The sequence below is a fragment of the Streptosporangium sp. NPDC050855 genome (genome assembly GCF_044456585.1).
In the GTDB taxonomy this organism is placed as follows: domain Bacteria; phylum Actinomycetota; class Actinomycetes; order Streptosporangiales; family Streptosporangiaceae; genus Streptosporangium; species Streptosporangium longisporum.
The window spans coordinates 73,978-93,418 of the sequence record NZ_JBITFY010000024.1 but is presented as its reverse complement, the minus strand read 5'-3'; the positions used below and the strand labels follow the sequence as shown (position 1 = coordinate 93,418).

The 19,441-nt window shown below is 71.7% G+C and carries 15 protein-coding genes and 2 pseudogenes; 4 read left to right on the top strand and 13 right to left on the bottom strand.

Features of this window, described 5'->3' with window-relative positions:
• Positions 1-219 precede the first annotated feature (219 nt).
• The 10 genes and pseudogenes from infC to ACIBCT_RS34870 all read right to left on the bottom strand — a co-directional run.
• Positions 220-732 (bottom strand): annotated as a pseudogene (infC, locus tag ACIBCT_RS34915) (translation initiation factor IF-3); the annotation flags it as partial.
• 394 nt (positions 733-1,126) lie between these two features.
• Positions 1,127-1,951, bottom strand: a complete 825-nt coding sequence (locus tag ACIBCT_RS34910; RefSeq protein WP_399196097.1) for a shikimate dehydrogenase — start codon at positions 1,949-1,951, stop codon at positions 1,127-1,129.
• A complete protein-coding gene (mltG, locus tag ACIBCT_RS34905; protein ID WP_399196067.1) occupies positions 1,948-3,123 on the bottom strand; it encodes an endolytic transglycosylase MltG in 1,176 nt (391 codons plus the stop codon). Before mltG (ACIBCT_RS34905) ends, ACIBCT_RS34910 begins: the two co-directional genes overlap by 4 nt.
• Positions 3,124-3,286: 163 nt before the next feature.
• Positions 3,287-4,324, bottom strand: coding sequence for an endolytic transglycosylase MltG (gene mltG / locus ACIBCT_RS34900; RefSeq protein WP_399196065.1), 1,038 nt, complete (start codon positions 4,322-4,324; stop codon positions 3,287-3,289).
• A gap of 140 nt (positions 4,325-4,464) precedes the next feature.
• Positions 4,465-4,920: pseudogene (ruvX, locus tag ACIBCT_RS34895) on the bottom strand (Holliday junction resolvase RuvX); the annotation flags it as partial.
• Positions 4,921-4,969: 49 nt separating this feature from the next.
• Positions 4,970-7,639 (bottom strand): alanine--tRNA ligase, encoded by a 2,670-nt coding sequence (gene alaS / locus ACIBCT_RS34890; RefSeq protein ID WP_399196062.1) that lies wholly within the window; start codon positions 7,637-7,639, stop codon positions 4,970-4,972.
• Between the two features lies 1 nt (position 7,640).
• Positions 7,641-7,907, bottom strand: coding sequence for a hypothetical protein (locus ACIBCT_RS34885; RefSeq protein WP_344903605.1), 267 nt, complete (start codon positions 7,905-7,907; stop codon positions 7,641-7,643).
• Positions 7,904-8,296 (bottom strand): DUF948 domain-containing protein, encoded by a 393-nt coding sequence (locus tag ACIBCT_RS34880; protein ID WP_399196060.1) that lies wholly within the window; start codon positions 8,294-8,296, stop codon positions 7,904-7,906. The genes ACIBCT_RS34885 and ACIBCT_RS34880 overlap by 4 nt, the downstream gene beginning before the upstream one ends.
• Positions 8,297-8,544: 248 nt before the next feature.
• Positions 8,545-9,855, bottom strand: coding sequence for a replication-associated recombination protein A (locus ACIBCT_RS34875; protein WP_399196058.1), 1,311 nt, complete (start codon positions 9,853-9,855; stop codon positions 8,545-8,547).
• Between the two features lie 30 nt (positions 9,856-9,885).
• On the bottom strand, positions 9,886-10,347 hold the full coding sequence (locus ACIBCT_RS34870) for a hypothetical protein (protein ID WP_399196056.1): 462 nt from the start codon (positions 10,345-10,347) through the stop codon (positions 9,886-9,888).
• Between the two features lie 199 nt (positions 10,348-10,546).
• On the opposite strand from ACIBCT_RS34870, the gene ACIBCT_RS34865 reads away from it, so the two are divergent.
• Together ACIBCT_RS34865 and ACIBCT_RS34860 are read left to right on the top strand one after the other, a co-directional pair.
• Positions 10,547-11,428 carry a peptidylprolyl isomerase gene (locus ACIBCT_RS34865; RefSeq protein WP_399196054.1) on the top strand — a complete coding sequence of 294 codons (882 nt, stop codon included), beginning with the start codon at positions 10,547-10,549 and terminating at the stop codon, positions 11,426-11,428.
• 472 nt (positions 11,429-11,900) lie between these two features.
• On the top strand, positions 11,901-13,142 hold the full coding sequence (locus tag ACIBCT_RS34860; RefSeq protein ID WP_399196052.1) for a cytochrome P450: 1,242 nt from the start codon (positions 11,901-11,903) through the stop codon (positions 13,140-13,142).
• Positions 13,143-13,289: 147 nt separating this feature from the next.
• Here ACIBCT_RS34860 and aspS read toward each other — a convergent pair whose 3' ends face one another.
• From aspS to ACIBCT_RS34845, 3 genes are read right to left on the bottom strand one after another with little or no spacing between them, the layout of a single operon-like run.
• Positions 13,290-15,026 carry an aspartate--tRNA ligase gene (gene aspS, locus ACIBCT_RS34855; RefSeq protein ID WP_399196050.1) on the bottom strand — a complete coding sequence of 579 codons (1,737 nt, stop codon included), beginning with the start codon at positions 15,024-15,026 and terminating at the stop codon, positions 13,290-13,292.
• Positions 15,023-16,288, bottom strand: coding sequence for a histidine--tRNA ligase (gene hisS / locus ACIBCT_RS34850; RefSeq protein ID WP_399196048.1), 1,266 nt, complete (start codon positions 16,286-16,288; stop codon positions 15,023-15,025). Before hisS ends, aspS begins: the two co-directional genes overlap by 4 nt.
• 2 nt (positions 16,289-16,290) lie before the next feature.
• Positions 16,291-17,019 (bottom strand): MBL fold metallo-hydrolase, encoded by a 729-nt coding sequence (locus tag ACIBCT_RS34845; RefSeq protein WP_399196046.1) that lies wholly within the window; start codon positions 17,017-17,019, stop codon positions 16,291-16,293.
• Positions 17,020-17,166: 147 nt separating this feature from the next.
• On the opposite strand from ACIBCT_RS34845, the gene ACIBCT_RS34840 reads away from it, so the two are divergent.
• Together ACIBCT_RS34840 and ACIBCT_RS34835 are read left to right on the top strand one after the other, a co-directional pair.
• Positions 17,167-18,030 (top strand): peptidylprolyl isomerase, encoded by an 864-nt coding sequence (locus ACIBCT_RS34840; RefSeq protein WP_399196044.1) that lies wholly within the window; start codon positions 17,167-17,169, stop codon positions 18,028-18,030.
• Positions 18,031-18,068: 38 nt separating this feature from the next.
• The gene (locus ACIBCT_RS34835) at positions 18,069-19,319 is read left to right on the top strand and encodes a DUF349 domain-containing protein (RefSeq protein ID WP_399196042.1); all 1,251 of its coding nucleotides are present in this window, start codon (positions 18,069-18,071) and stop codon (positions 19,317-19,319) included.
• Positions 19,320-19,441 lie beyond the last annotated feature (122 nt).

Genomic DNA, 19,441 nt, shown 5'->3' with positions numbered 1-19,441 from the left:
ACCCGGTCTCGGCTTGATCTCGCGACTACCTGAAAATCCAGGCTATGCGAGTTACTCCTGCGGGGCCGCCACCGCTCCGCCGACGGAGACCGGGCTGCCGGCGTCGTCGGCGTTGCCGCCGTCGCCGGCCTGCGTCTCGTCCGCGGACCGGGACGCGTCACCGGAGGCGTCCTCGTCATGCCGCGCCTTGGCCGCCGCCTTCTCGGCCTTGGCCTCTGCCTTCTTCTTGTGCGGGCCGATCACCATGATCATGTTACGGCCGTCCTGCTTGGGCTGGGACTCGACGAAGCCGAGCTCCGTCACGTCCTCGGCCAGCCGCTGCAGGAGCCGGAAGCCCAGCTCGGGCCGGGACTGCTCCCGGCCGCGGAACATGATGGTGACCTTGACCTTGTCCCCGGCCTTGAGGAACCGCACCACGTGACCCTTCTTGGTCTCGTAGTCGTGCGGGTCGATCTTCGGCCGGAGCTTGATCTCCTTGATGATGGTGTACGCCTGGTTGCGGCGCGCCTCACGTGCCTTCATCGCGGACTCGTACTTGAACTTGCCGTAGTCCATGAGCTTGCACACTGGCGGGCGAGCCGTTGCCGCGACCTCGACCAGGTCGAGGTCGGCTTCTTGAGCCAGCTTCAAGGCATCGCCGATGGAGACGATGCCCACCTGTTCGCCGTTCGGGCCGACGAGGCGGACCTCGGGCACACGAATGCGGTCGTTGATGCGGGGCTCGGCGCTGATGGGGCCTCCTAGGTTGCGATCCGCGACCTCCCGGCAGGAGGCCGCAACATGCTCGATCGTGCCGGGAGGTCGCGGACGCGCACCCTTTGCCGAGGGTGTCGAACGCAAGATGCCCCGCACGTCACGCATGCGGGGTCACATGAACCGAGGGCTTCACGCCGTAAGCTCTCCGGGAGTCACCCGGTGTGATCCTGACCTGTCAGCCTTGCGGCCGACGAGGTGGGAGGGCGACCTCCGCTTGCGCGTCCAGCAGGCACGCCGGACCGATCGAGTCGTTACTCTACCACAACCGCGTGCTCACTCAGAATCATCCCGCTCCACGCCGCGACGTCCGCTTCTCCGTGACCTCGGGAGACCCGAAGACCCGAAGACCCGGAGACGCCGGCGGGCCCGGTCACTCGGCCGGGGCGGCGCGCCTGACGATCTCGGCCTTGCCCGCCTCGCGCATGGCCTCCACCGGCACGTCCGCGCGGCCGGTCATCAGCTCGACCTGCCGGACCGCCTGGTGCAGGAGCATCGGGAACCCGCCGACGACGCTCCCGCCCCGGCCGGCCACGGCCGCCGCCAGCCGGGTGGGCCAGGGGGCGTAGACCACGTCGAACAGGGCGGGCACCCGCTCCAGCGTGCCGGCCAGGTCGTCGGCGGCGCCGGAGGGCAGGGTCGAGACGACCAGGTCGACCTCCAGCGCCGCCTCGAGTTTGTCGAAGGACTGCACGGTCAGGTTCACGCCCAGCCGCTCGGCCGCCTCGGCGGTCGTGGAGGCCCTGCCCGGGTCGCGGACCACGAGGGTGGCCTCCCCCAGGCCGAGGCGGCGAAGGGCCGCCAGGGCCGAGGAGGCGGTCGCGCCGCCGCCCAGGACGGTCGCCGCGCGGGGCGCGGTCACCCCGGCCTCGGCCAGCGCCTCGACGATGCCGTACACGTCGGTGTTGTCGCCGTGGCGCCCGTCCTCGGACAGGATCACGGTGTTGGCCGCGCCCACCTGGAGGGCGAGCTCGGAGACGGTGTCGAGCAGCGGCAGCACGGCCCGCTTGAGCGGCATGGTCAGCGACAGCCCGCGCCAGGTGCCGTCCAACCCGGCGATCAGGCCGGGCAGGGCGGCCTCGTCGCACTCGATCGCCTCGTAGTGCCAGTCGTGCAGGCCCATGCCACGGTGGGCCGCGCGGTGCAGGTACGGGGAGAGCGAGTGGACGATCGGGGATCCGAGCACCGCCGCCTTCAGCACCCGTTCACCTTGTTCCGCTCGTACTCGGCCTTGAGCGCCAGGAAGTCCGACTCCAGCGAGGCGAACTTGGTGATGCGCTTGCCCGGACAGGTGGTGACGAACCACACCCAGTCGCCCTTGGTGGGGTTGAGCGCCGCCTGGATGGCGTCGTCGCCGGGGTTGGCGATCGGGCCGGGGGGCAGCCCCTCGAACCTGTAGGTGTTGTAGGGCGAGGTGCTCTCCAGGTCCCTGCCGGAGGACTCGATGCCGTACTTGTTGAGCCCGTACATCACCGTGCTGTCCATCTCCAGCTTGCGGCGGGGCGTGCCGTCGAGGCGGTTGTAGATGACGCGGGCCACCTTGCCCATGTCCTCCTGGGTGCCGGACTCGGCCTGCACGATGCTGGCGATCGTCATGATCTCGTGCGGGGTGTGACCGAGCTCCCTGGCCTTGGACTGCAGGTCGTCCTTGTCGGCGGTCTGGTTGAAGCGGTCGACCATCGCGGTCAGGATCTCCGAGGCCGTCATCTTCGGCCTGATCTCGTAGGTGGCCGGGAAGGCGTAGCCCTCCAGCCTGCCCCTGGCGTACGCCGGCAGGCCGAGCTCCTCGCCGTTCTTGGCCGCCTGCTGGAACTCCCTGAGCGGTTTACCGGTCTGCTTGGACAGCTGCTTGAGGGTGTCGGCCAGGCGCAGCCCCTCCTTGAGGGTGACCCGCTCCAGCAGCCGCTTGCCCGGGTCGAGCAGCTTCACGGCCTCGGCGGCCGACATCTGCTTGCGCATGGTGTACTCACCGGGCTGCAGCGAGGAGCTCTTGCCCGCCTGGCCGACGGCGTCGACGAAGGCCCTGGCGCTCTTCACCACACCCTGGTCCTGCAGGGTCTGCGCGATCTGGGAGGCGCTCTGGCCGTCCTTGATCTCCACGACGATCTCACCGGAGCCCTTGCCGGTGTAGTCGTCGGGGGTCATCACGTCGCGCACCCAGGTGTAGCCGTAGAAACCCGCGGCGCCGATCCCTCCCAGCAGCACGATGATCGCCAGCATCGGGGCGAGGAACCGGCCCCGGCTGCGGCGGCGCCTGCGCCGGCGTCCCCGCCGCTCGCCGGGCTCGCGGCCCGAGGACGCGCGGGAGCCGCGGCGCGACCGACCTTCGTCGTCGGAGCCGACCAGGAAGTCCATATCGAGATCGTTCATAGAGACGCTGGCCAATCTCCCGCTGAGGACGGCATGGCGTCAAGTGAGTCCGCCAAACCGGAGAGGGGCATCCTGCCGGACGTCCCGCCGCTGCGGGAACCGCCGTCCGGTCCGGGGACGCGGGACGCCGCTCGCCGCGGAACGGGGGGTGTTCCGCCGGGCATCAACGCTTCCCGAGGTATCTGTTCAGCTGTTCCCGGTATCTCACAAACTCACTCTCTTTGTCAGTGAATTTCGTGATTCTATGCTCCGGATTGGTGGTCACAAACCAGAACCAATCACCTTGATCTGGCTGGAGAGCCGCGATCAATGCCTTCTCCCCGGGGTTGGCGATGGGCCCGGGCGGCAGGCCGGGACGGAGATAGGTGTTGTACGGCGACCTCATCTCGGTGTCCTTCTGGGACACCTCCAGGGTCCTGCGCCGCTGCGCGTACAGCACCGTGGTGTCCAGCTGGAGGGGCGTCCCGGCCCTGATCCGGTTGTAGATCACTCTAGCGATCTTCGGGTAGTCCGGGTCCCGGCCCCCCTCGGCCTGGACGATGCTGGCCACGGTGACCGCCTGCAGCGGCGTCAGCCGCCTCCGCTCGGCCCGGTCCTCCAGGTCGATGGCCTCGGCGACCTGTTTGTAACGTTCCACCATCGCGGCGAGCAGCTCGGGCGCGGTGGTCCCGGCCTCGATCTCGTAGGTGGCCGGGAACAGGAAGCCCTCCGCGCTCCCGGCGTACCGGGGAAGGTCCAGCGCCTGCTCGTCGGCGGCGGCCCTGACCAGGTCGGCGCGGCGCAGGTCGGTGTCCTCGGCGAGCCGGTCGAGCAGCTCGGGCAGGCGCAGCCCCTCGGGGATCGTGACGGTGCGCACCATGCGCGACCCGGGCGCGGCCAGCAGGTCGAGCGCGGCCGCCGCCTCCATGCCCCTGCGCATCCTGAAGCGGCCCGGGTGCAGTGTGTCGGTCCTGTCCTGCTCCTCGGCCCGCCTGACGAACGCCCTGGCGCTCGCCACCACCCCGGCGTCGGCCAGCGTCCGCCCGATCTCGGCGGCGCTCGCGCCCCGGGGGATCTCCACCACGACCTGGCCGGACCCCTGTCCCTCGAAGTCGGCGGGCGCCAGGTAGGGCCGGACCACGATGAGCCCGGCGGCCCCCGCGGCGACCACGAGCGCGCCCGCCCCGGCCAGCAGCGGCCACATCGGCCGCGGGCCGCTCATCGGACGGCTCCGCCGGCCGATCCGCGACCGGACGTCTCACCGGCCCCGCTCCCGGGGCCGCCCATGACGTCCCGGTCCCCCGGACCGGCGGCGCTCTCCTGCCCGGCGCCGCGGGCCGCCCCGCCGCGTGGCGTCCCGTCGCGTGGCGGCGTCACGGGGGCGCCGGGGGGCCTGCCGGTGGCGCGCTCGGCGTCCAGCGCCGCCTGGAGCAGGACGATCGCGGCGGCCTGGTCCACCACCGCGCGCTGGTTCTTCGCCCGCACCCCGCTGGCCCGCAGGCCCTGCTGGGCGGTGACCGTGGTCAGCCGCTCGTCGAACAGCCGGACCGGGACCGGGGCCAGCCGCGCCGCGATCCTGCCCGCGAAGTCGCGGGCCGCCTCGGCGGCCGGCCCCTCCCGCCCGGAGAGCGAGGTCGGCAGGCCGACCACCACCTCGACGATCTCGTACTCGGCCGCGATCTCCGCGAGCCGGTCGAGGTCGCCCCGGCCGCGCCGGACGGTCTCCACCGGCGTGGCCAGCACCCCCGAGGGGTCGCTGCGCGCCACGCCGATACGGACCGAGCCGACGTCGACCCCGAGCCGAACGCCGTTCCTCATCATCGTCTCCACCCTCCTGCCGGATGCGGCGTGAGGGTGTCGTACCCCGTCAGGAGAGCGTCTGCGCGATCGTCCGCTCGACGGCGGCGAGTGCCTCGCCGATCTCCTCGGGGCGGACCCCGCCGCCCTGTGCGACGTCGTCCTTGCCGCCACCACCACCTCCGAGCGCCTTCGCGGCGACGCCGACCAGCAGGCCCGCCTTCAGCCCTCGGTCGCGTCCCGCCTCGTTCACCGCGGCGATGACGACCGGCCGGTCGCCGGGGACACCGGCGATCACGACGACCGCGGCGCGGTCGCCCGGCAACCGGCCGCGTACGTCCAGGGCGAGCTTACGCAGATCGTCCGGAGAAGTGCCATCAGGCGCGCGGTGGGTGACGACGGCTGCTCCGTGCAGATCACGGGCACTTTCCGCCATCTGTCCCGCTCCGGCGAGCGCCTGGGCCGAGCGCAGACCGGCCAGTTCCTTCTCCGCCGAGCGCAGCCGGGTCACGATGCCCTCGATGCGCTCGGGCAGTTCCTCCCTGCGGGCCTTGAGCTGCTCCGACAGCTGGGCGACCAGCACGCTCTCCTTGGCGAGGAAGCGGAAGGCGTCCAGCCCGACCAGGGCCTCCACGCGGCGCACGCCCGCGCCGATCGAGGCCTCGCCCAGCACCTTGACCAGGCCCAGCTGCCCGGAGCTGGCCACGTGGGTGCCGCCGCACAGCTCGCGGGAGTACTCGCCGACCTCGACGATGCGGACGGTGTCGCCGTACTTCTCGCCGAACAGGGCCAGGGCGCCCATCGCACGCGCCTCCGCCTGGGAGGTGTGGAAGGCGTTGACCTTGAGGTCGTTGATCAGCACGGCGTTGACCTCGTCCTCGACGTCGCGCAGCACGCTGGGCGGCACCGCGCCCGCGGCGGTGAAGTCGAAGCGGAAGCGGCCCGGCGAGTTCTCCGAACCGGCCTGCGCGGCGGTCTCGCCCAGCGCGTTGCGGAAGCCGCGGTGCACCAGGTGGGTGGCGGTGTGGCTGCGGGAGATCGCCCGGCGCCGCTCGACGTCGATCTCGGCCTGGGCCTGGTCGCCCACGCGGATCTCGCCGGAGCGGACCTTGCCGCGGTGCACGACGACCCCGGGGACCGGGGACTGCACGTCCACGATCTCCACCTCGGCGCCGCCGGTGCGGATCACGCCCTGGTCGGGGAGCTGGCCGCCGCCCTCGGCGTAGAACGGGGTGCGGCCCAGCACCACCTCGACCGACGTGCCCGCGCCCGCGGCGGGCACCGAGGCGCCGTCCACCAGCAGGCCGATGACCTCGGCCTCGGCGGTCACCTGGTCGTAGCCCAGGAACTCCACCTTGCCGGTCTTCTCCAGGATCGTCCCGAAGATGGAGATGTCGGCGTTGCCGGTCTTCTTGGCGGCGGCGTCGGCCTTGGCCCGGTCGCGCTGCTCCTTCATCAACCGGCGGAAGCCCTCCTCGTCGACCTGCAGCCCTTGCTCGGAGGCCATCTCCAGGGTCAGGTCGATCGGGAAGCCGTAGGTGTCGTGGAGCTGGAAGGCCTGGTCGGCGGCGATCGCGGCGCGGCCCTTGCGCTTGGTCTCCTCGGCGGCCACGTCGAAGATCGCGGTTCCGGTGCGCAGGGTGCCCAGGAAGGAGGCCTCCTCGGCGTCGATGACGCCGTGGATCTGCGGGGCGTCGGCCTTGAGCTCGGCGTACTGCTCGCCCATCACCTCGACGGTCACCGCGGTGAGCTCGTGCATGTAGCGCTCCTCGCCCGCGCCGAGCAGGCGCAGGTTGCGGATGGCGCGGCGCAGGATGCGGCGCAGCACGTAGCCCCGGCCCTCGTTGGAGGGCAGCACCCCGTCGGCGACGAGCATCACGCCGGTCCTGACGTGGTCGGCGACCACGCGCAGCGACACGTCGGCACGCTGGTCGCGGCCGTAGCGCGTCCGGGTGAGCTCCGCCGCCCGGTCGAGGATCTTGTACGTGGTGTCGATCTCGTAGATGTTGTCGACGCCCTGCAGGATCGCGGCCATGCGCTCCAGGCCCATGCCGGTGTCGACGCTCTTGGCGGGCAGCTCTCCGGCGATGTCGAAGTCGATCTTGCTGCGCACCGCGCTGAGCTGGAACTGCATGAAGACGTTGTTCCACACCTCGAGGTAGCGGTTCTCGTCGGCGACCGGGCCGCCCTCGCGCCCGTACTCGGGGCCGCGGTCGTAGTAGATCTCGCTGCACGGGCCGCCCGGGCCCGGCACGCCCATGTGCCAGTAGTTGTCGGCCAGGTCGCGGCGCTGGATGCGCTCGGCCGGCACGCCGGCCTTCTTCCAGATCTCGGCGGCCTCGTCGTCGTCGAGGTAGACGGTGGCCCACAGCCGGTCCTCGGGGAAGCCGAAGCCGCCATCGGACTCGGGCCTGGTCAGCAGTTCCCAGGCGAAGGGGATCGCCTGGTCCTTGAAGTAGTCGCCGAAGGAGAAGTTGCCGAGCATCTGGAAGAAGCTGGCGTGCCTGGTCGTCTTGCCGACCTCGTCGATGTCGAGGGTCCGCACGACCTTCTGCGCGCTGGCGGCCCGCCTGTAGGGCGGCTTCTGCTGCCCCAGGAAGTAGGGCTTGAAGGGCACCATGCCCGCGTTGACCAGGAGCAGGGTCGGGTCCTCGGCGATGAGGCTGGCCGAGGGCACGACGGTGTGCCCACGCTCCTCGAAGAAGCGCAGGAAGCGGCGGGCGATCTCTGCCGAATCCATGTCAGCGGCCATCCTTTACGTCGGTGTGATAGGGGTTTTCCACGGCGCTCTCCACGGTGTCGAGTCCGAACCGCGATCGCAACTCTGTTTCCCGCTCGGCCGCGCCACGCCGGGTCTCACCGGCGAGCTCGCGCACCTGCTCCAGCGCGCCGGCGGCACCGTGCACGGCCCGGCGGGCCAGGTGGTCGGGGTGCAGCGCCTGCAGCTTGCGCATGACCCACACGGCGCCGAACGCGCCCAGGCCCATGTAGAACAGCCTGCGGATCATCGCCGCCGCCTCTCCAGCGCCGGCCGGGCGGTCACCGGGCGACGGCGGGCGCCCAGCGCCCGGCGCAGGCCGTGGGTGAACGCCGCGACCTTGATCATCGGCCCGGTGACGAGGTTCTGGGTGACGTCGCTGACCCGGGCGACGTGCCCGCTGACCTGCTTGACGTCCTTGGTGATGGCCTCCAGGGCCACCAGCTGCCGGTTGGTCTCGCCGACGGCCGCCGAGACGTCCTCCAGCAGCGGCACGACCCGGTCGCCCAGCTGGGAGACCATCTTGGTGGTCTCGGTCAGCAACCGGATCAGCCGGACCAGGGCGACGGCCATGAAGCAGACCAGGATCGCCCAGGCCATCGCGGCGATCAGCCCGGCGACCTCTCCTGCGGTGAGCATTGCGGACCCGTCCCCTCATAGGTGACCCCGGCCGTGGTCGGGTGGAATGGCAAAACCCTATCGTGCCCGAGGTCACCGCTCTCCGCTCACCGCACGTCACCGGACGCGCCGGGCACGGCGGCGCGGTGCGGGTCCTGGGCGCGCGGGGACGGACGCGCGGGACCGTACGCGGGCCGGACACCGGCCGGGTGCCAGACGGGCACGGGACGGGCAGGGGACGGGCAGGGGACGGGCGCGGTGCGGGCGGGTCACTCCCCGCGCAGGAAGGCGCGGATCCTGGACCACCGGTCGGCGAAGGCCGCCTCGGCGCCGTGCCGGGTGGGCTTGTAGTAGCGCCGGTCCCGCAGCTCCTCGGGCGCGTACTCCTGCCGGACCAGCCCGTGCTCGAAGTCGTGGGGGTAGCGGTAGCCCTCACCGTGCCCGAGCTTCCCGGCCCCGGCGTAGTGGGAGTCGCGCAGGTGCGCCGGGACGTGCCCGATGGCGCCGCGCCGCACGTCCGCCGAGGCCTCGCCGATGGCGCTGATCACCGCGTTGGACTTGGGGGCGAGCGCGCAGTGGATGACGGCCTGGGCCAGGTTGAGCCGCCCCTCGGGCATGCCGATGAGCTCCACCGCCTGGGCCGCGGCCACCGCGATCTGCAGGCAGGTGGGGTCGGCCATGCCCACGTCCTCGGAGGCGAAGATGACGATCCTGCGGGCGATGAACCGGGGGTCCTCCCCCGCCTCGATCATCCGGGCCAGGTAGTGCAGCGCGGCGTCGGCGTCGGAGCCCCGCATGCTCTTGATGAAGCCGCTGATCACGTCGTAGTGCTGGTCGCCCTGGCGGTCGTAGCGGACGGCGGCCTTGTCCACCGCCCGTTCCACCACCTCGACCGTGACCTCGCCGTCGGCGATCAGCGCGGCGGCCTCCAGGTAGGTGAGCGACCTGCGGGCGTCGCCCCCGGCCAGCCGGACCAGGTGCTCGGCGGCCTCGGGCGCCAGGCGGACCCTCCCGTCCAGGCCGCGCGGGTCGGCGACGGCGCGCTCCAGGACCGCGCGGATGTCGTCCTCCGTCAGCGCCTGCAGGGTCAGCAGCAGCGAGCGCGACAGCAGCGGCGAGATGACGGAGAAGAACGGGTTCTCGGTGGTGGCGCCGATGAAGGTGACCCAGCGGTTCTCCACCGCGGGCAGCAGGGCGTCCTGCTGCGCCTTGTTGAAACGGTGCACCTCGTCGACGAACAGGACGGTCTGGCGGCCGGACATGCCCAGGTCGCGGCGGGCCTGCTCGATGGCCGCGCGGACCTCCTTGACCCCGGCCGACACCGCCGACACCTCGACGAAGCGCCGCTTGGTGACGCCGGCCACCACGTAGGCCAGGGTGGTCTTGCCGGTGCCCGGCGGGCCCCACAGGAACAGCGACATCGGCGCCTCGGCCTCGACCAGGCGGCGCAGCGGCGTGCCGGGGCCCAGCAGGTGCCGCTGGCCGATCACCTCGTCCAGGCCGCGGGGGCGCATCCGTACCGCCAGGGGCTCCTGGCCGCGGTGCGCCTCCTCGGCCGCCGCGTCGAACAGGCTGTCCACGCCTGAGACAGTACCGCCGCCCGGCGGGCCTCAGCTCCCCCAGACGGCGACGGCGCCGCTGTGCCCGGCCCGGACCACGTAGTACAGGGCCACCACCGCCAGGATCACGGTCAGCGCCGAGACCACCGTCACGAGCGGACGCCCGAACCGGTCGCCGCGGCAGACGTAGACCAGGGCCGCGGACGCGATCCCCAGGCCGAGGGCGACCAGCAGCAGGGGGGTGCCGAAACCGGCGTGCTCGGTGATGCGCTCCCCGAGCTCCCCGCTCGCGGAGGAGAAACGGCCCTCGTTCAGGGCGTCACCGCTCTGCTTGGCCGCGAACACGCTCACCGGCACGATCGGGGCGAGCCCGGCCACCGCCCAGGTGAGCACCGGCCGGGTGCGCGGCGCCAGCGCGTACACGGTGGCGAGCACCGCCAGCAGCGGCGTGAGGATCACGGCGGCGTGGACGATCAGTGGGTGCTGGGGCAGGCCGAGGATCTCGTCGAACATAGGGTGCTCCGGTGGTGCGTGGTTCATCATCGATTGACGCGAATCCCACCATGGGCCGGTTATGGGGAGCGTGAAGATTCAACTTTCTCCCCTGTGGCACCAATGGACGAATTTCATCACTTACGTGCAGCACACGTCGAGGCCGGTACTCTTTCGGCCAGTCAGACATCATGCAACAGCAATCCTGGAGGACATAGCGGTGAGCGCCGAGGACCGCCAGAGCCGGCTGGCTCGGGAACACAGGGAGCGGCAGGCGAAGCGTGCTGAGCAGACGAGCACGTCGAAGCGGAACGCCGTCATCGGAACGGTCGCCGCGCTCGTCGTCGCCGGCGGACTGGTGGCCGGCGTGACCCTCCTGGGAGGCGATGACGACGAGAGCAAGCCGGTCGCCGCCACGAGTTCGCCGAGCCCGTCGAACACCCCCGCGGTGACGCCCAGCATCACCACGCCGGCCGCGCCGGCCGGCACGCGCTGCTCCTATCGCAAGGACACCAGCGGCAGCCCGATGAAGTACGTGGGCATGCCGCCGAAGAAGCCCGACCTGAAGCTCAAGACCATGACGATCACCACCAACCACGGTGACGTCACGATCGAGCTGGCGACCCCGCAGGCGCCGTGCACGGTCAACTCCTTCGCCTTCCTGGCCAAGAAGAACTTCTTCGACGGCATCAAGTGCCACCGCCTGGCCACCCCCGAGAACTCCGGGGTGGGCCTGCTGCAGTGCGGCGACCCGCAGGCCAAGGCCGACGGCAAGAACCCCACCGACGGCCAGGGCAGCGCGGGCTACGTCTACGACAACGAGAACATGGAGGGGGCCGCGTACCCCAAGGGCGTGGTCGCCGTGGCCCAGGCCCCCGACGCCGTCAACCAGAACGGCAGCCAGTTCTGGATCTCACTGGCCGACGACACCAACCAGGTGGAGAAGGCCTACACGCCCTTCGGCGTCGTCACCGAGGGCATGGACGTCCTGGAGAAGATCTACACGGGCGGGTGGATCCAGAACCCCGACGACATCACCGGCGACGGCGGCTCCACCGCCCCCAAGCTGCCGGTGATCATCAAGGACGTGAAGCTCTCCTAGCGCGCCGTGCGGCGACGCGCCGCCACCGGGACGGATCTCCGTCCCGCGCATCACGGACACCATGGGCGCCCCGGAGGCCGGAAGGCCGGCTCGGGGCGTTCTCGCGTCGCCACCTCCCTCGTCGTGTCGTCATGCCGGTGCGTCGTCATGCCGGTGCGTCGTCGTGCCGGCGGCTCGCGCCCTCGAACCCGGCCGCGGAGCGGGACCCGGCCCCCGGTACGGAGCGCTCAGAGCGTCCGTACGGCACGGGTGGGGTCCGCCGGGCACAGTGGGGCCGCGAGGCGCGTCCGGGGAGCCCGGGGCGTTCTGGGCGGCCTGAGGGGTCATGCGGGGTCCACCGGGACGCCCGGGTCGTGAACCTGAGAAAATCGTGATCACCGAAAGGCCGTGATCCCCGTCACAGTCGCCCGGTGCCCTCCCTCCCGCGGCCAGACTCGAAACGGATCCCGTCCACCTCACGAGGGAGCACCCGATGGCGGAGCGACTGAGCGGCGAGTTCGTGTTCGATCCCGAGTTCGGCCGGAACCCCTACGCGACCTACGCCGCGCTCCGCGAGAAGGGGCCCGTGCACGCCGTGCGGTCCCACACCGGCAGGGACGACTTCCTGATCGTTGACTACGAGCACGGCCGCGCCGCGCTCGCCGACCCCAGGCTGGCCAAGGACTTCAGGCACGGCGCCGCCTCGCCCCAGCGGCGCGGCGACACCGGTGACACCGGCGACACCGGCGACACGGCCACGAGCAACCCGCTGCTCGACAGGAACCTGCTCAACTCCGACCCGCCGGACCACACCCGGCTGCGCCGCCTGCTCTCCCGGGCCTTCACCCCCCGCCGTGTCGAGAGCCTGCGACCCCGGATCCAGGAGATCGCCGACGGGCTCGTCGACGACATGGCGGGCAGGGGACACGCCGACCTGCTCGACGAGTACGCCTTCCCGCTGCCCATCGTGGTGATCTGCGAGCTGCTGGGCATCCCGGCCGAGGACCGTGACGACTTCCGCGCGTGGTCCACCACGCTGGTCGGCGCGACCCTGACCGAGGAGGACGCCCGGCGCCGGGTCGCGGCGAACCAGGACATCCGCGCCTACTTCGCCGGGATCATCGCCGCGCGCCGGGCCGAGCCCCGGGACGACATGGTCAGCGCGCTGGTCTCCGCCCGCGACGAGCGCGAACTGCTCAGCGAGCCGGAGCTGATCGCCGCGCTCACGCTGCTGCTCATCGCCGGGCACGAGACCACGGTCAACCTGATCGGCAACGGCACGCTGGCCCTGCTGACCCATCCCGGGCAGCTGCGGCTGCTGCGGGAGCGGCCCGAGCTGCTGCCCTCGGCGATCGAGGAGTTCCTGCGATACGAGGGCCCGGTCGAGCGGGCCACCCTGCGTTTCGCCGCCGAGGACGTGGAGATCGGCGGCGTGACCGTCCCGCGGGGCTCCGTGGTGCACGTCGCCCTCGGGGCGGCCGACCGGGATCCGCGGGCCTTCGGCGACCCCGACGTCCTCGACATCACCCGCGGCGACAACCACCATCTGGCCTTCGGGCACGGCATCCACTTCTGCCTGGGCGCGCACCTGGCCCGCCTGGAGGGCCGGATCGCCTTCGAGACGCTGCTGCGCCGGCTGCCCGGCCTCAGGCTCGCGTGCCCGCCCTCCGAGCTCTCCTGGCGCGGTAACGGCACGATCATCCGCGGTCTGCGGAGCCTGCCGGTCTCCTTCTGAGCATGTGAAGCCCGGCCGCGTGAACCCCGGTGGCGGGGGCCCTGGCCGCGGGAGACCTGGGAGAACGCGCGGGGCCCGGCCCGGCCCGCGAGGGGACGGGCCGGGCCCCGGAAGGCGCCGGGACGGAAGGCGCCGGGTCGTGCCGGGTCAGGCGCCGGTCTTGGGCCTGCCGTCGACGCCGGCCTCCTTGCGCTGCGCGGCCGTGATCGGGGTCGGCGCGCCGGTCAGCGGGTCGAAGCCGGAGGCCGTCTTGGGGAAGGCGATGACGTCGCGGATGGAGTCGCCGCCCGCGAGCAGCATGCAGATCCGGTCCCAGCCGTAGGCGATGCCGCCGTGCGGCGGCGGGCCGTAGGTGAACGCCTCCAGCAGGAAGCCGAACTTGTTCTCCGCCTCCTCCTTGGAGATGCCGAGCACGTCGAAGACGCGCTGCTGCATCTCGGCGCGGTGGATACGGATCGAGCCGCCGCCGATCTCCATGCCGTTGCAGACCATGTCGTAGGCGTAGGCCAGGGCCTCGCCCGGACGGTCCTGGAAGGTGTCGGCCCACTCGGGCTTGGGGCCGGTGAAGGGGTGGTGGACCGCGGTCCAGCCGCCCTCGCCGTCCTCCTCGAACATGGGGGCGTCGACGATCCACAGGAAGTTCCACGCGGACTCGTCGATCAGGCCGCAGCGGCGGCCGATCTCCAGGCGGGCCGCGCCGAGCAGGTCGCGGGAGGCGGAGGGGGCGCCGGCCGCGAAGAAGATCGCGTCACCGGGCGCGGCGCCCACCTCGGCGGCCAGGCCGGCCGCCTCGGTCTCCGACAGGTTCTTGGCGACCGGGCCGCCCAGCGTGCCGTCCTCGCCCACCAGGACGTACGCCAGCCCCTTGGCCCCGCGCGACCTGGCCCACTCCTGCCAGCCGTCGAGCTCCTTGCGGGTCTGCGAGGCGCCGCCCGGCATGACCACGGCGCCCACGTACGGGGCCTGGAAGACCCGGAAGGTGGTGTCGGCGAAGAAGCGCGTCATCTCCACGAGCTCCTGGCCGAAGCGCAGGTCGGGCTTGTCCGAGCCGTAGCGGGCCATGGCGTCGTGGTAGGTCATCCGGGGCAGCGGCACCGGCAGGTCGTGACCGACGGTCTCCTTCCAGATGCGCCCGATCAGCGCCTCGCCCAGGGCGATGACGTCGTCCTGGTCCACGAACGACATCTCGACGTCGATCTGGGTGAACTCCGGCTGCCGGTCGGCGCGCAGGTCCTCGTCGCGGTAGCACTTGGCGAGCTGGTAGTAGCGCTCCAGACCGGCCACCTGCAGCAGCTGCTTGAACAGCTGCGGCGACTGGGGCAGGGCGTACCAGCTGCCGGGCTGCAGGCGGACCGGGACCAGGAAGTCGCGGGCGCCCTCCGGGGTGGAGCGGGTCAGCGTCGGGGTCTCCACGTAGGTGAACCCGTGCTCGTTCATCACCTCGTGGGCGAGGTAGGTCGCCCGGGAGCGGATGCGCATAGCGTGCGCGACCTGCGGGCGGCGGATGTCGAGGTAGCGGTACTTGAGCCGGGCCTCCTCCGAGACGCCGGAGCCGCCCTCGATGGGGAACGGCAGCGGCGCCGACTCGCTGAGCACCTCGACCTCGGAGGCGACGACCTCGATCCGGCCGGTGGCCAGGTCGGGGTTCTCGTTGCCCTCGGGGCGGACCCGCACCTCGCCGACGACCTTGACGCAGTACTCGGCGCGCAGGCCGTGGGCGTCGTCCTCCTCGCGGAAGACCACCTGCGCGGAGCCGGAGGCGTCCCGCAGGTCGATGAAGACCACGCCGCCGTGGTCGCGGCGTCGCGCCACCCATCCGGCGAGCGTCACCGGCTGCCCGGCGTGCTCCTCGCGCAGTGATCCCGCTTCGTGCGTGCGGATCATTTGTCCAGTCTCTCCTTCAGCATGGTGACGATCTCGGCGAGCGGCACGGCGGCCTGGTCCCCGCTGACCAGGTCCTTGACCTGCGCGACCCCCTCGGCGATGTCCCGCTCACCGAGGATCACCGCGTGGCTCGCCCCGGAGCGGTCCGCGCCCTTCATGGCGCCCTTGACGCCCTTGCCGCCGAACGCCATGTCGGCGGCCAGACCGGCCCGGCGCAGCTCGGTGACGAGAAGGAACATCCGGCGGCGCGCCTCCTCGCCCAGCGGCACACCGTACACCTGGACGCGCGCCTCGGCGCTCTCGCCCCCGAGCAGCCCCTCGGCCTCCATGGCCAGGACCGTGCGGTCGACGCCGAGCGCCCAGCCGACGCTGGGCAGGGCCGGGCCGCCGAGCATCTCGCTCAGCCCGTCGTAGCGTCCCCCGCCGCCGACCGCGGACTGCGCGCCGAGCCCGTCGTGGACGAACTCGAACGTGGTGCGCGTGTAGTAGTCCAGGCCGCGCACCAGCCGGGGGTCGTCGGTGTAGGGGACGCCGGAGGCGGTCAGCAGCGAGCGGACCTCCTCGTGGTAGGCCTTGCACGCCTCGCACAGGTGGTCGACGACCAGCGGCGCCCCGGCCAGCCGCGCCTGCACGTCGGGGCGCTTGTCGTCCAGGACGCGCAACGGGTTGATCTCGATCCGCTGCCGGGTGGGCTCGTCGAGGTCGAGGCCTCGCAGGAACTCCTGGAGCGCGGCCCGGTAGACCGGGCGGCACTCCTTGTCGCCCAGCGTGTTGACCAGCAGCCGGACCCCGGTGAGCCCCAGGCCGGCGTACCCGTCGACGGCCAGCAGGATCAGCTCGGCGTCCAGCGCCGGGTCCTCGGCGCCCAGCGCCTCGGCGCCGACCTGCGAGAAGTGACGGTAGCGGCCCTTCTGGGCCCGCTCGTAGCGGAACTGGCTGCCCGAGTACCACAGCTTCACCGGGAGCTGCCCGTTGTGCAGGCCGTGCTGGAGCACCGCCCGCACCACCGAGGCGGTGCCCTCCGGGCGCAGCGTGATGGAGCGCCCGCCCTTGTCCTCGAAGGTGTACATCTCCTTGGAGACGATGTCGGTCGACTCCCCCACGCCCCGGACGAAGAGCGCGGTGTCCTCGAAGACCGGGGTCTCGATGTAGCCGTAGCCCGCCCGGCGGGCGGGGGCGATCAGTGTCTCGCGTACCTGCAGCGCTCGTTCTGAGCGCGGCGGAAGCCAGTCGAAGGTGCCCTTGGGCGCCTGCAAAGTCATGTCTAGAGTCCCCTGCCGGGGCCGCCGTCGTGCCGGATCTCCGCGGGACCTGCGCCCGCGGCCTTCTTCGCCTCCGCGAGGTAGGGGTTGGTGGCACGCTCTTGGCCGATGGTGGTCTGTGGTCCGTGCCCGGGCAGCACGACCGTCTCCTCCGGCAGCGGCAGGCACTTGGCCGCCAGGCTGCGCAGGATGGTCGGGTAGTCGCCGCCCGGAAGGTCTGTGCGGCCGATGGAGCCGGCGAACAGCAGGTCGCCCGAGAACATCACATCCGGGATCTCCTCGGCGGCGGGCAGCCTGAACGTCACCGACCCCCTGGTATGGCCCGGGGTGTGGTCGACGGTGAGCTCCAGCCCCGCCAGCCGCAGCACCTCGCCGTCGGCGAGCTCGCGCACGTCGTCGGGCTCGGTGAAGGTCATCCCGCCGAAGAGCTGCTGCCGGGTCGACAGCGACAGCCCGCGGCCCGGGTCGGAGAGCAGCTCACGGTCCTCCGGGTGAATCCACGCCGGGACGCCGCGCGCCCCGCAGACCGGGGCGACCGACCACATGTGGTCGACGTGCCCGTGGGTGACCAGCACCGCGACCGGCTTGAGCCGGTGCTCGCGCAGCAGGTCGTCGAGGTCGCCGACGGCGTTCTGACCGGGATCGACGACCACGCACTCCTCTCCCGCGGCGGGAGCGACGACGTAGCAGTTGGTCTGGAAGGCCCCTGCGGGAAAGCCGGCGATGAGCATCTGCCTCAGCTGATCTCGTCAAGAATGCGGATGGGAATGTAACCGAAGGGTACCGGTGCGGGTCGGCGGGCTGCGAACCATTACCCATTGGCCGATACGATTCGCCCACCTCATTAAGTACTACTCGGCACTCGGGAGGGCGAAGCGGTGAGCGGCGGCAAGGAGCGTCAGAAGCAGTTGGCGCGCGAGCACTACGAGCGGCAGATGCAGCGGCGTCTCGAACGCGAGGCCAGGGGCAAGCGGAACGCGATCATCGGCACCAGCGTGGCCGCCGTGGTGGCCGTGGGAGGTGTGATCGCCGCGACCACCCTACTGGGCGGTGACTCCGACACGACCGCCACCTCCGACCCGGCCCCGTCCGCCAGCGCGTCGGCGTCCGCCTCGGGGGCCGCGGAGGCCAAGCCCGCGGCGTTCGACCCGGCCGCGGGCACCTGTGGCTACGCCGCCTCCCCCGGCGGCGCGGTCAAGGACGTCGGCCTGCCCCCGGCGAAGGTCGACAAGAGCCCCAAGAAGATGACCCTCAAGACCAGCCAGGGCGACATCGTGATCGAGGTGTCGGCGGACAAGACGCCGTGCACGGTCAACTCCTTCGCCTTCCTGGCCAAGAAGAAGTACTTCAACGGCTCCAAGTGCCACCGGCTGGGGTCGGCCCAGTTCCCCATGCTGCAGTGCGGCGACCCGCTGGCCAAGGCCGACGGCAAGAGCCAGACCGACGGCCAGGGCGGCCCCGGCTACCGCTTCGTCAACGAGAACCTGGAGGGGGCCAAGTACAGCCGCGGCGTCGTGGCCATGGCCAACAGCGGTCCCGACACCAACGGCAGCCAGTTCTTCATCGTCTACGGCGACGCCCCGCTGACGCCGGACTACACACCGTTCGGTACGGTCACCAAGGGCCTGGAAATCCTTGACAAGGTGAACAAGGCGGGGGTCATCACCCCGGGACCCGACGGCACCGGCGCACCAAAGGAAACCGTCGAAATCAAAGACGTGACAATGTCCAGCAAGAGCTGACGTAATACATACAAGGGGCGGCAAGTCCCGAAAGGCTGATGAAAGTGCGGGAGGACACGGTGAGCACCGACCCGTGGGGCCGGGTAGACGACGACGGCACCGTCTACGTACGTACGGCTGAGGGAGAACGGGCCGTCGGGTCCTGGCAGGCCGGCGAACCGGAGGAGGCCCTTGCCTACTTCCGTCGCAAGTTCGACGAGCTGGCCGGGCAGGTCGCCCTGCTGGAGCAGCGGGTCCGCGGCACCGACCTGCCGCCCGCCCAGGCCGAGGCGACCATCGTCAAGCTCCGTGAGGCGATCACCGACGCGCACGCGGTCGGTGACCTGGACGCGCTGCTGGCACGCCTGGGCGCCCTCACCGAGCTGGTCGCCCGGCGCCGGGAGGAGGTCAAGGCCGCCCGTGACGTGGCCAGGGCGGAGGCCAAGGGCATCAAGGAGCGGATCGTCGCCGAGGCCGAGCGGATCGCCGAGGACACCACCCACTGGAAGACGGGGGGTGAGCGGCTGCGCCAGCTGATCGAGGAGTGGAAGGCCGCCGAGCGCATCGACCGGGTGACCGAGGCGGCCCTGTGGAAGCGCCTGTCGGCGGCCCGCACGGCCTTCGCCAAGCGGCGCAAGGCCTACTTCGCCGGGCTGGACGAGCAGCGCGAGGGCGTGCGCTCGGCCAAGGAGCGCATCGTGGCCGAGGCCGAGGAGCTGGCCTCGTCCACCGACTGGGGGACCACCGCGTCGGCCTACCGCGACCTGATGCAGCAGTGGAAGAACGCGGGCCGGGCCTCCCGCGAGGTGGAGGACGAGCTCTGGGGTCGCTTCAAGGGCGCCCAGGACCGGTTCTTCCAGGCGCGTTCGGCCGTCTTCGCCGAGCGCGACGCCTCGCTGGCCGCCAACGCCGAGATCAAGGAGCAGCTGCTGACCGAGGCGGAGAAGATCCTCCCGGTCACCGACGCCCGGGCGGCCCGGAGCGCCCTGCGGGGTCTCCTGGAGCGCTGGGAGGCGGCCGGCGCGGTCCCGCGCGAGCAGCGCGACCGCCTGGAGGGCGGCCTGCGCAAGATCGACGAAGCGGTCCGCAAGGCCGAGGAGGCGGAGTGGAAGCGCTCCAACCCCGAGGCCCGCGCCCGCGCCCAGAACACGGTCGACCAGCTGCGCAAGTCCATCGCCCAGCTGGAGGCCCGCCTGGCCAAGGCGCAGGAGGCCGGTAAGGACAAGGACGTCAAGGACGCCGAGGAGGCCCTGGCCGCCCGCCGTTCCTGGCTGGAGGAGGCCGAGCGCACGCTCGCCGAGTTCTCCTGAGCCACCCCTCCGGCGCCGCGTCCCGCGGGCGCGGCGCCGGAGGAGCCTTCCGGGGAGCCGGGACCTACGTTCCCGGCGTGACGCCGCGGGGCCGTTCGGGCATGAGGCCGCGGGAAGACCGG